The organism is Actinomycetota bacterium, from assembly GCA_030774015.1.
Taxonomy (GTDB): domain Bacteria; phylum Actinomycetota; class UBA4738; order UBA4738; family JACQTL01; genus JALYLZ01.
This window is the reverse complement of the sequence record JALYLZ010000020.1, coordinates 1-11,477: the sequence shown is the minus strand read 5'-3', so window position 1 is coordinate 11,477 and position 11,477 is coordinate 1. Positions and strand designations below refer to the sequence as shown.

The following is an 11,477-nucleotide window of genomic DNA, read 5'->3' as shown; positions in this document are numbered from 1 at the left end:
GCCCAGCGAACGTCGCCCGGTGACCATCCTGTTCGCCGACCTGGTGGGGTTCTCCACGCTGGCCGAGCACCTGGACCCGGAGGAACTCCGGACGCTCATGACGGAGACGTTCTCCGACCTCACCCGGGAGGTCGAGCAGCGCGGTGGCGTGGTGGAGAAGTTCATCGGCGACGCCGTGATGGCGGTGTTCGGCGCCCCCACCGCCCACGAGGACGACCCGGACCGGGCCGTGGAGGCGGCCGTGGAGATGCTGGAAGCGGTCCGCCGCCGTTCGGAGCACACTCCGACGCCGCTGCGCCTGCGCATCGGGATCAACAGCGGGCTGGTGGTGTCGGGCCAGGTGGGGGACGGGACGCAGACCGGCGTGATGGGCGACGCCGTGAACGTGGCGGCGCGCCTCCAGCAGGTGGCCGACCCGGGCGAGATCACCGTGTCCGAGTCGGTTTGGCGGCGGGTGCGGGACGGCTACGACAGCCAGCGGATCGGCGCGCTCGAGGTGAAGGGCCGCGAGCAGCCTGTGGAGGCGTACCGGGTCATCGGGCCACGAGGCCGGTCGGCCCGGCGGCAGGCCCCCTTCGTGGGCAGACGGGACGAGCTGTCGCTGCTCGACCTTCTGTGGTCGTCGGTCCTGAAGGGAAACACCCACGTGATCTCGCTGATCGGGGACCCGGGCGTGGGGAAGTCCCGGCTGTTGTCAGAGTTCCCGGCCCGGGAAGGCGGCCTGGACGTCCGGATCGCCTGCGGCGGGGAACGGGCGTTCGGCCCGTTCCTGGACCTCTTGGAACGGATCCTGGGAGGGATCCCGAACGACGTCGAGGACCTGAAGCACCGGGCCGCGGACCTTGGCGTTGACGATGAGACGGCCATCCTGGTGTCCACGCTGCTCGGCCTGGGCGGCGCCCCGCCGGCCGTCCGGATGGCCGACGAGCAGAAGAAGCGGCAGGTGTTCGCTGGCGTGTGGCAGCTCCTGCTGGGCGCGGCGGCCGGCCGTCCGACCTTCATCGTCCTGGACGACGTGCACTGGGCGGACCGCTCCTCGCTCGACCTCCTGGGGTTCCTGCTGGAGCGCCTGGGCGGAGCCCCGCTCATGCTCCTGCTCGCGTACAGGGGTTCGAGCAGGTGGAGCGGACCGCGCTGCGGGCCAGCCACACCGGGATCCGCCTGGAGCTGCTCTCGGCGGAGGAGAGCGTGGCCCTGGCCCGGGGGTTCCTCGGTGTCCACGAGCTTCCGCCGGACCTGGAGCGCCTGGTGGCGAGCCGGGCGGAGGGGAACCCGTTCTTCATCGAGGAGCTGCTCCAGGTGCTCTTGGAGCTGGGGTCGCTGGCCGTCGTGGATGGCACCGCGGTGCTGGCTCGGGTGGACGTCGAGATCCCGGAGACGGTCCAGGGAACCATCCTGGCCCGCGTCGATCGCCTGGGAGCCAGGGAACGCGACGTGCTGCACCAGGCCGCCGTGATCGGGCGCTCGTTCACCACGGACATGATCGAAGCGGTCGTCGGCGAGGGCGACCTCGGACTCACGCTGGAGGAGCTGGCGCGATCGCAGCTGCTGGTGTCCCAGGGCCCTGACCAGTGGGCCTTCAAGCACGCCCTGATCCAGGAGGTCGTGTACGAGACGCTCCTGCTCCGCCAGCGACGCGATCTGCATCGCAGGGTGGCCGAGGCCCTGGAGGCGAGCGCCGGCGACGATCCGGCCTTCCTGGAGTCCCTGGCCGAGCACTACGGCCGGGCCGAGGTACCGGAGAAGGCTCGTGCCTACGCGGTGAAGGCGGGCGACCTGGCCAGCGAGCGCATGGGCTTCGTGGAGGCGAAGGACCGCTTCGAGACCGCGCTCCGGCTGTGGGGAGAGGGGGACGAGGAGGGGCGCCTCGGCCTGCTCCACAAGCTCGGATGGAGCCGGCTGATGGGCGGGGACATCGGGGGAGCCCGTACCGCGCTCGTCGAGGCGGAAGCGGGATGGCGCTCCCGCGGCGACGATCGCCAGGCCGGCCGGGCCCTGGCCACGCTGGGTCGGGTGTACTGGATCGGCGGCGATGGGACGCGAGCCACGGAGACGCTGGCTCGGGCCATCGAGCTGCTCGAGCCGCTCGGCCCCTCCCCGGAGCTCGTGAAGGCTTTCCTGTGGTCGTCGACCACGGACATGCTGCTGGGCGAGAGCGACGCCAGCATGGCCGCCGCCACTCGGGGTCTCGAGATCGCGGAGGGCCTGGGGCTGGATGGAGACCGCTCGCAGTTCCTCAACAACATCGGGGTCTGCCTGAGCTTCGTGGGGGACCCGGAGAGCATCCCGCGACTCCGCGAGGCGCATGAGCTGGCGGAGCTCTCCGGGGAGGCGGAAGCGATCGGCCGGATCTACACGAACCTGCCGTCCTGCCTCGCTATCTTCCAGCGGCATCGCGAAGCGGTCGAGCTCTGCGAACGGGGCCGCGAGGTCATGCGGGGCGTGGGGGCTCCGAACTTCGAGGCGTTCATCGCCGCGAACGAGGCGGCGTCCCTGGCCATGCTGGGGAGATACGAGGACGCCGAGGTCCTGGCCAGGGATGCCCTCTCGACGCAGCGGACCATGAACGCGGCCCCCGGCCTGGTGAACGCCGGATCGACCCTGATCCAGGTGACCCTGCGGAAGGGAAGGCTCGACGAGGCGCGGACCCTCCTGGACGAGATCCTGCCGGCCGCGCGGGGATTGGGAGGCGCGGAGTTCCTCGCGCTGATGCTCGATCGAGAGGCGGAGCTCGAGCTCGCACGCGGCAACATGGCCTCCGCGAGCCAGGCGGCCGAGGAGGCAGCGGGGCTGGTCACGTCGGTTCCGGCGCTCTCCCACCTGGTCGATCTCCTCCCCCTCGCTTCTCGCCTGCTGCCGGAGGACCGCGCGACGGCTCTCCTCGATCGGGTTCGCCCGCATCTGCGTGACCCTTCATGGGAGGCCGTGGTGGCCGAGGCGGACGGGTGGCTGAAGCGCGATCCGGCGTCGTTCGCCCGGGCGGCCGAGCTGTACGGGTCCCTGGAGCTGCCGTACGAGGAGGCCCGGTGCCGCCTCGAGGCCGGAGAACTCGAGCGCCCCGGCGAGATCGTCCGGACGTTCGGCCTGGAGAAGGGTCCGCTGGGGGCGCGCCTGCGCGAGCTGGAGTCGGCGCGCCCGTAGCTTCCGTATCCTTGCCTTCCATGCGGATGTCGAAGCTGTTCGCGCGCACCCTGAAGGATGCCCCGGCCGAGGCCGACGTGGCCTCCCACCAGCTCATGCTGCGCGCCGCCTACATCCGCAAGGTCATGGCCGGCATCTACACCATGCTGCCGCTCGGTTGGCGGATGCTCCGCAAGATCGAGGCCATCATCCGCGAGGAGATGGACGCCTCCGGGGCCCAGGAGATCCGAATGCCGATCATCCTGCCCTCGGAGCCGTGGAAGGTCACCGGGCGGTGGCAGACCTACGGCGACCTCATGTTCAAGGTGAAGGACCGCCACGGACGCGAGCTCGGCCTCGGGCCCACCCAGGAGGAGGTCGTGACGCCCCTGGTGGCGAGCGAGTTCACCTCCTACCGCGACCTGCCGGTGAACCTCTACCAGATCGAGTGGAAGTACCGCGACGAGTTCCGGCCCCGGTTCGGGCTGCTGCGGGGGCGCGAGTTCCTGATGAAGGACGCCTACTCGTTCGACCGGAACGAGGAGGGTCTCCAGGCGTCGTACGACGTGATGATGGAGGCGTACCGGCGCATCTTCGACCGGTGCGGCCTCCGGTACGCGGTGGTGGAGGCCGACCCCGGCCAGATCGGCGGCGACGTCAACCACGAGTTCATCGCCATCGCCGAGGTCGGCGAGGACGAGTTCGTCCACTGCGAGAACGGCGACTACACCGCCGATGTCGAAGCTGCCGTGGCCCGAGCACCGGAGCCTCGCGATCAGGGGCCGCTGGAGCCGCTCACCGAGGTCGCGACGCCGGGACGCTCGTCCATCCAGGCCGTGTCGGAGTTCCTTGGGCGGCCGCCCTCAGAGATGCTCAAGTGCATGCTGTACGACGCTGGCGGTCGCACGGTGGCCGTGCTGGTCCCGGGCGACCGCGAGGTGAACGAGGAGAAGGTCGGCCGGGTCATGTGGCCGGCCCCGGTGCGACCGCTCGACGACGACGACTTCGCCAAGCGCGGGTTCATCAAGGGCTACGTGGGTCCGCAGGCGATGGGTCCGGACGTGACCATCGTCGCGGACCTCTCCATGCGCGCCGGGGCGAACTGGATCACCGGCGCGAACCGTGCCGACTTCCACGTGACCGGGGCCAACCCGGACCGCGACTTCCGGGTGGACCGGTGGGAGGACGTGACCCAGGTCCGGCCGGGGGACCCGTGCCCCGTCGACGGGGGCAGGCTCCTTCGCGACCGGGGGATCGTGGTTGGCCACACCTACTCGCTGGGAACCCGCTACTCGAAGCCGCTGGGGGCCACGTTCGTGGACGAGGACGGTACGGAGCGGCCCTACGAGATGGGCTGCTACGGCATCGGCCTCACCCGGATCGCGGCGGGCGCCGCGGAGCAGTTCCATGACGACGCCGGCCTGACCCTGCCGAAGGCGATGGCGCCGTTCCAGGTCGTGGTGGTGCCCACAAACATGGACCAGCCCGCGGTGGTGGAGGCCGCGAAGCGGATCTACGGCCAGCTCACCGATCGGGGCGTCGAGGTCGTCCTGGACGACCGGGAGGTGACGGCCGGCGTGAAGTTCGCGGACGCGGACCTCATCGGGTTCCCGGTTCAGGTGGTGATCGGCAAGCGAGGCATCGAGTCCGGACAGATCGACCTGAAGGTCAGGGCCTCCGGCGAACGGTCCAAGGTGCCGCTCGACACCGCCGCCGACGGGGCCCTGGAAGCCTTGGCAAGAGCGCCTTGATGGTTTGGTGAAGGAAATGGATTCGGTGACCGGGAGTAGGCTCGGGGCGGTTCCTTGACCTGCTTGCGATCCGGCCGCGAGCCTACTCCCGGTGTCAAGCATCCCTTCTGAGCTGCAGAAATACTGTTTCCTCCGATTGGGCCTTGCTATGCCAATTCTCAACTGTCTCAAGACCTCTTTGCCAGCGCTCCGAACTGGATGTGGACGAGGCGTAACTCCTGTGTTACGGTGCCAGGGCCGAAGGAGGTCTGATGAGCCAGCGCAAGACAGCATTCGATCTTGATTTCGAGAGGAATATGCAAGATCCGGAGTTCCGGATCGCATACGAGCGCACACGTGCGCGGATTGACGCCATCGATGAGGTGGTTCGAGCTCTCGATGCCGCGCGAGCTGCGCAGGCTATCCCGAAGGCTGAGCTTGCTCGGCGGATGGGCGTCCAGGCGGAGGCGATCCGTCGGCTCTTTTCTGCCGAACGACCGAATCCCACGATGAAGACGGTCGTTGCCGCCGCCGATGCCCTGGGTCTGAGAGTGAAAGTGGTCCCAGCTGACCAGGGCGGGCCAACAGGACGTCGCCGAAGGAGCCAACGCGCGGCCTAGATCACGCTGCGAGGCTTCCGCGCACGATACTCATCGCCGAGTTCCCGCACTGACGCGTACTCCGTCGCCGTGAACGCTGTCCCGTGCGCCTTCGTCATCCCCTGAATGACAACGACGCCGTTGTTGCCAAAGCCCAACTCCTGGGTGTCTCGCTCAAGCAGGCAGAAGACGCGGTAGAGCGACCTGCCGGGACCCATGATCCGAACCTCGTAATAGCCCTTCATCGAGCCGTGCATCGCGATCCATCTTCCCCCGCCGCTGAACTGGGGCGGAGGAGCCTCGGCAACCGCCTTGAGCGTCGCGAAGATGTCGGCCTTGACTCCAGTGGGACACGCTTCGACGTAGTCCCGACCAGGAGCTGGTCGACGAGGATCGTCCTCGTGGTGTCGTTTGAAATAGAAGATCGACCATGGAGTGGGTGGTTGCTTCCTGCCCTTTGGCAAGGTCAATCCTCCGCTCCCGATTACCGGCCCCTTCTGGAATCCTCGTACCCCTTACCTTGGGTTACACCTGAGCCGATGTCGCTGGCTGGAAGGCACCGCCTCTAGTCCAGCAGAGGTAAGCGATTGTTTTCGAGCGGAACGCTAGCAGCGCCTCTTCGAGCGGCCGGGTCTGGCACTGGGGATCAGGCTGTGTCGTCGAACGTGAGGAGGAGCAGCTCTCCTTCCGCGACGGTGCAGGCTACCGAAGGGGACGTGATGAGCAGGATTCCCACTGGAAGCGAACGGAGGGCTATCCGCCTTGCGAACCGACGCCCTCTGCTGCCACTCTTGGGAATCGGAACGAGGGGGTGGCAGGGGTGAAGATCCAGGGGTGGCGCAAGATCGCGGGGGCCATGTGGAGCCCGCCGGACGACCCGCAGATGTACGGCATGCTCGAGTTCGACGCGACGCCGCTGCTCGAGCTGATGGGCAAGGCCCGAGCGGCCGGGCATCCGGTGACGGCAACGCACCTGGTCGGGAAGGCCACCGCCCACGCGCTGCACGAGGTCCCCGACTTCAACGTCCGGATTCGCGGCAGCAAGGTCATCCCGCGCGACACGGTGGACGTGTTCTTCATCGCCGCCGTCGAGGGCGGCCGTGAGCTGTCCGGGGTCCGGGTGGACCGGGCCGACGAGAAGTCGGTGTTCGAGGTGGCCCACGAGCTCCGGGACCGCGCCGCGCGCATGAAGGCGGGCGACGACCAGGAGTTCGCCAAGACCAAGAAGTCGATCGCGGCGATGCCCCGGCGGCTGCTCCGGCCGTCCATGCGGTTCTCGGCGTGGGTTGCGGGAGACCGCAACCGCAGCATCAAGGCGCTCGGGGTGAAGGCCAGCCCGTTCGGCAGCGCCATGATCACCAGCATCGGGATGTTCGGGATCCCGCAGGGGTTCGCGCCGCTGGCGCGGTTCTACAAGATGCCGCTGCTGGTGCTGGTGGGGGAGATCCACGACAAGCCCGTGGCCATCGACGGACGGGTGGAGGTCCGGCCGGTCCTGCCGCTGACGGCGACCATCGACCACCGCTACGCCGACGGCTGGCACATCAGCAACCTGATCCGGCCGTTCAAGGCGTACCTGAACGACCCGGCCTCGTTCGAGCCCGACCCCACGACCGTGGAACTTCCGGTGGCCGTGCCGACTGGGGCCACGTGAGACCCGGCGCGCCGGCGGGTACGCTCGCGCCATGACCACGAGCGCGAAGGTTCCGGCCGACCTCCGGCGGTTCGCCGCCGAGCACGAGGGGATCGACGCGGTGATCCAGCGCATCGGCCGGGGCACCTGGGACCTCCTGCTGATCGACGGCGAGGGGAACTGGACCCGCGCCGTGTACCTCACCAAGGAGCAATGCCAGGAGGTCGCGGAGCAGCTCGGGGTGACCGTCCACGACGGGTGGGACGACGAGTCCATCGCCAAGCGGATGAACCGCCGGGACCACTGGAACGAGCCCGGCGGCCAGCGCCGCGCCCTGTAGGCCGGCCATGATCCGCGCGTTCGGCTCGGTGCTCCTCGTCCTCTTCACCGCAGGCTGCACGCGAGAGGCTCCAATGCCGCCATCGCCGTCGGGTCTCCACCACGAGCTCAGGTTGGAGCTCCACGCCGGCGCCCGAAAGCCATCGGCCTTGCTGCTCTTCGGCCCGACCAGCCAGGAGCCCGTGCAGGGAAGCTCCTGCTGGACCCAGGGCTCCGTCGGGACGTGCGTGGACGTCGCTGGGATCGGCACTCCGACGCGGCCGATCGAGGTCGCCTCCGGGACGACCCTGCGGCTGTCCGGCGATGCGACCAGGGTGCAGGCCGGCATCGGACGTCTCGAGGGGGACAGGTTCCGTGTGGTCCAGCAGCTCGACCTCTCCTCGGGGCGGGACCGCATCGCCGTCCCTCTCGGCGACTACGTCCTCGACGTGTTCGGGACGTGGCCCCAGGGAGAGTCCTCGTTCGACTTCCACATCCGAGTGACCTGAGGCGGGCGGCTTATGCCGCGGTGCTATCGTTTCGCGCACTGATCGGGCCGCCGGAAAGGGGGTGACGCGTTGGCTGTGGCGCAGAAGCTCCCCAGGAAGCCCTACGAGCGCGAGCTCCTTCGGCTCCAGGAGGAGCTCGTGAAGATGGCCGAGTGGATCCGCGACACGGGGGCCCGGGTCATCGTCATCTTCGAGGGGCGCGACGCGGCCGGGAAGGGCGGCGCCATCAAGCGGATCGCCGAGTTCCTCAATCCGCGGATCGCGAGGATCGTGGCGCTGCCCATCCCCACCGAGCGCGAGCGGACCCAGTGGTACTTCCAGCGCTACGTCGCCGAGCTGCCGGCGGCGGGCGAGATGGTCCTGTTCGACCGGAGCTGGTACAACCGCGCGGGTATCGAGAAGGTGCTGGGCTTCTGCGCGCCGGCCGAGCACCGGCGGTTCCTCCGGCAGTGCCCCATCTTCGAACGGCTGCTGGTGGACGACGGCATCCTGTTGACGAAGTACTGGTTCTCGGTCAGCGACGAGGAGCAGGCCCGGCGCTTCGAGGCGCGGATCACCGATCCCATGCGCCGGTGGAAGCTCTCCTCGACGGATCTGTCCTCGCGGACCCGGTGGATCGACTACTCCCGGGCCAAGGACGAGATGTTCGTGCACACGGACATCCCGGAGGCACCCTGGTTCGTGGTTGAGGCAGACGACAAGCGGCGGGCCCGGATCAACTGCATCGCGCACCTGCTGGGCCGGGTCCCGTACACGCCGAAGGAGCTCCCCGTCGTGAAGCTGCCCAAGCGCCAGCAGGACGAGGGGTACGTCCGTCCGCCCCGCGAGATCTACACCTACGTTCCCGATCACGCGGCCACGCTCACCACCTGAGCCGGGTCCGAGCCGGGCGAGCCGGACGGCAGCCGCTATACTTGGTCCTGCCAGAGGTTTTGTCTTGGGAGTGGGCTCGGGCCCACTTTCTTTTTCGAAGGGCCTGTTGACGAGGTAGGAGATGGACGTGGAGGCGCTGGTCCGGCCGGTGGTCGAGGCGTCCGGGCTGGAGCTGGTCGAGGCCTCCTTTCGCCGGGAGGGCCGCAGTCGCGTCCTGCGGGTGACCGTGGACCGCGAGGGCGGCCTCGACCTCGAGACCATCTCGGAGGCCTCCGAGCGCATCTCGCGGCGCCTGGACCTGGAGGACTTCGGGCCGGCGCACTACACGCTGGAGGTCAGCTCGCCGGGCGTCGAGCGGCCGCTCCGGAGCGCCCGCGACTTCGAGCGCCACGTGGGCGAGAAGGTCCGGGTCCGCACGTCGACGCTGGTCGAGGGGGCGCGGTCGCACACGGGCGCCCTGGTCGCGGCGGACGGCGAGGCCATCACGGTGGCAACCGAGGTTGGCGCGCACCGCATCCCGCTGGCCGAGGTCGCCTCGGCGCGGACGGTGTTCGAATGGGGCACGCCGGCAGGGCCTGCCCCCCGGAAGGGTGAGAGGAAGAAGTGAATCAGGAGCTGGTGACGGCGCTGCGGGAGCTGGCCCGCGAGAAGGGCATCCCGTTCGAGACGATCCTCGCGGGGCTGGAGGAGGCGTTGGCGTCCGCGTACAAGTCGTGGAGACGCCAGCACGACCCCGAGCTCGACGAGGAGCTGTTCGGCGCGCGCTGCCAGCTGGACCCCGAGTCCGGCGAGCTGCGCATGTGGGAGCAGCAGTTCGACGAGGAGGGCAACCTCCTCCAGGAGAAGGAAGTCGAGGTCACCGACGAGTTCAAGGGCCGCATCGGCGCCCAGACCGCCAAGCAGGTGATCTACCAGAAGCTCCGCGATGCCGAGCGCGAGATGACCTACGAGGAGTTCGCCGGCCGCGAGGGAGACATCGTCACCGGGATCATCCAGCAGGACTCCCACCGGTACACGCTGCTCGACCTGGGGAAGGTCGAGGCGCTGCTGCCCCAGGCGGAGCAGGTTCCCTCGGAGCCCTACCGCCACGGCGAGCGCCTGAAGGCCTACATCACGGAGGTCCGCCGGGGCACCAAGGGCCCCCAGATCGTGGTCAGCCGGACCCATCCCGGCCTGCTGCGCAAGCTGTTCGAGCTGGAGGTGCCGGAGATCGAGGAGGGCATCGTCGAGATCAAGAACGTGGCCCGGGAGCCCGGGCACCGCTCCAAGCTCGCCGTGTCCTCGAACGAGCCCGGCGTGGACCCGGTCGGTGCCTGCGTCGGCGCCAAGGGTTCGCGAGTACGGATGGTCGTGAACGAGCTCCGCGGCGAGAAGATCGACGTGGTGCCGTGGAGCCCCGACCCCGCGCAGTTCGTCGCGAACGCGCTCCAGCCGGCCAAGGTCAAGGAGGTCCGCATCGACCCCGAGACCCAGACGGCCATGGTCATCGTCCCCGACTACCAGCTGTCGCTGGCCATCGGCAAGGAGGGCCAGAACGCCCGCCTCGCGGCTCGGCTGACCGGCTGGCGCATCGACATCAAGAGCGAGTCGCAGTTCGCCGAGGAGTCCCGCCGTCCGGCCCCGGCCTCCACGCCGGTCACGCCGACCGCGACCGAGCCGGCCACGCCGGAGGCCGCTCCCGAGATGGCCGCGGAAGCCGGCGGGCCCACCGAGGAGCCGCAGCCCGCGCCCCTTGGCGAGGAGGCCGGCGAGCCCGTGGGCGAGGCTGCCGAGGCCGCAGCGGAGGCCGAGCCGGAGCTGCCGCCGAACGCCGACGAGTACGTGGAAGCCGCGGACGCCGCGGAGGCGCAGCCGGAAGCCGAGTCAGAGTCCGAGTCGGCAGCGGAGTCCGAGCCGGAGTCCGAGGCGTCGACCCCGGCCTGAGCGGAGCGGTCCTCAGAGGGAGGCGCGGCGCCTGGCCCACGCCGACATGGCCAGGTCGCCGATCCCGAAGAACCCGAATGCCCCGGCGACCAGGAACAGGAGCGATCGGGCGTGGCCGTGCTCGTCGACGGCCGCCACCGCGAGGGCGACGGCCGCGGCGAACAGGGCGGCTCCCGTGAAGAGCAGGACCGTCCCCATCATCCGGTACCCCTGCCGCTTGTCTCGCGTGGCCACGTGGTCCTCTCCGTCAGGCTCGGGCGTACGCTAGGGGGCCGCGACCCGGCAGGCAAGGCGAAGGTGGACACGGTGGCGAGGCCCAGACGCGAGCCCGAGCGAACGTGCGTGGGCTGCCGGGTGAAGGCGCCGAAGCGGGACCTGGTCCGGCTGGTCACGGGCGACGAGGGCGTCCGGGTCGATCCGGGCGGCAAGGCGCCCGGGCGGGGCGCCTACGTCCACCGGGACCCGGAATGCATTCGCCTCGCGCTTCGCCGGGGCGCGCTCGCCTACGCGCTTCGGACCCGCCTGTCGCCCGAGGAAGCCGGTAACCTTACTGAGACCCTGAGGGAGATCTGAAGACTTGAGAGTTCACGAGCTGGCCAAAGAGCTCGGCGTGCCGAGCAAGGACATCCTGGCGGCCCTGGAGGAGATGGGCTTGGGTGGCCGCACGGCCTCGTCGGCCGTTCCCGAGGAGGCCGTCCCCCGGCTCCGGGCGTCCGGCGGCAAGACCGTGCCGGGGGCGAGGCCCCGGGCCGCGACGGTCGCCCCTCTGCCC

At 69.6% G+C, this 11,477-nt stretch carries 13 protein-coding genes; 11 read left to right on the top strand and 2 right to left on the bottom strand.

Annotated features, from left to right (window positions below; translation table 11 throughout):
• The 3 genes from M3Q23_01325 to M3Q23_01315 all read left to right on the top strand — a co-directional run.
• On the top strand, nucleotides 1-1,456 hold a 1,456-nt coding region (locus M3Q23_01325), incomplete at its 5' end, for an AAA family ATPase (protein MDP9340754.1).
• 1,705 nt (nucleotides 1,457-3,161) lie between these two features.
• Nucleotides 3,162-4,871, top strand: coding sequence for a proline--tRNA ligase (locus M3Q23_01320; protein MDP9340753.1), 1,710 nt, complete (start codon nucleotides 3,162-3,164; stop codon nucleotides 4,869-4,871).
• 251 nt (nucleotides 4,872-5,122) lie between these two features.
• Nucleotides 5,123-5,470, top strand: coding sequence for a helix-turn-helix transcriptional regulator (locus tag M3Q23_01315; GenBank protein ID MDP9340752.1), 348 nt, complete (start codon nucleotides 5,123-5,125; stop codon nucleotides 5,468-5,470).
• On the opposite strand, the gene M3Q23_01310 is transcribed toward M3Q23_01315, so the two are convergent.
• Entirely contained in the window at nucleotides 5,467-5,913 is a 447-nt protein-coding gene (locus M3Q23_01310) for a hypothetical protein (protein MDP9340751.1), read from the bottom strand. The two genes, M3Q23_01315 and M3Q23_01310, sit on opposite strands and share 4 nt — an antisense overlap.
• A gap of 356 nt (nucleotides 5,914-6,269) precedes the next feature.
• Between M3Q23_01310 and M3Q23_01305 the strand changes: the two genes are divergently transcribed.
• From M3Q23_01305 to nusA, 6 genes are all read left to right on the top strand, one after another.
• Complete coding sequence (locus M3Q23_01305; protein ID MDP9340750.1) at nucleotides 6,270-7,103, top strand: 2-oxo acid dehydrogenase subunit E2; 834 nt, start codon at nucleotides 6,270-6,272, stop codon at nucleotides 7,101-7,103.
• A 31-nt stretch (nucleotides 7,104-7,134) separates the two neighbouring features.
• Nucleotides 7,135-7,422: a hypothetical protein gene (locus M3Q23_01300; GenBank protein ID MDP9340749.1), complete on the top strand. Its 288-nt coding sequence runs from the start codon at nucleotides 7,135-7,137 to the stop codon at nucleotides 7,420-7,422.
• A 148-nt stretch (nucleotides 7,423-7,570) separates the two neighbouring features.
• Entirely contained in the window at nucleotides 7,571-7,909 is a 339-nt protein-coding gene (locus tag M3Q23_01295) for a hypothetical protein (GenBank protein ID MDP9340748.1), read from the top strand.
• A 69-nt stretch (nucleotides 7,910-7,978) separates the two neighbouring features.
• A complete protein-coding gene (ppk2, locus tag M3Q23_01290) occupies nucleotides 7,979-8,782 on the top strand; it encodes a polyphosphate kinase 2 (GenBank protein ID MDP9340747.1) in 804 nt (267 codons plus the stop codon).
• A 127-nt stretch (nucleotides 8,783-8,909) separates the two neighbouring features.
• Nucleotides 8,910-9,389 carry a ribosome maturation factor RimP gene (locus M3Q23_01285; protein ID MDP9340746.1) on the top strand — a complete coding sequence of 160 codons (480 nt, stop codon included), beginning with the start codon at nucleotides 8,910-8,912 and terminating at the stop codon, nucleotides 9,387-9,389.
• On the top strand, nucleotides 9,386-10,705 hold the full coding sequence (gene nusA, locus M3Q23_01280; protein MDP9340745.1) for a transcription termination factor NusA: 1,320 nt from the start codon (nucleotides 9,386-9,388) through the stop codon (nucleotides 10,703-10,705). The genes M3Q23_01285 and nusA overlap by 4 nt, the downstream gene beginning before the upstream one ends.
• 12 nt (nucleotides 10,706-10,717) lie before the next feature.
• On the opposite strand, the gene M3Q23_01275 is transcribed toward nusA, so the two are convergent.
• Entirely contained in the window at nucleotides 10,718-10,939 is a 222-nt protein-coding gene (locus M3Q23_01275; protein MDP9340744.1) for a hypothetical protein, read from the bottom strand.
• A gap of 72 nt (nucleotides 10,940-11,011) precedes the next feature.
• On the opposite strand from M3Q23_01275, the gene M3Q23_01270 reads away from it, so the two are divergent.
• Nucleotides 11,012-11,278, top strand: coding sequence for a YlxR family protein (locus tag M3Q23_01270; GenBank protein MDP9340743.1), 267 nt, complete (start codon nucleotides 11,012-11,014; stop codon nucleotides 11,276-11,278).
• A 4-nt stretch (nucleotides 11,279-11,282) separates the two neighbouring features.
• Nucleotides 11,283-11,477: translation initiation factor IF-2 N-terminal domain-containing protein (locus M3Q23_01265; protein ID MDP9340742.1), on the top strand; the 195-nt coding region annotated here is incomplete at its 3' end.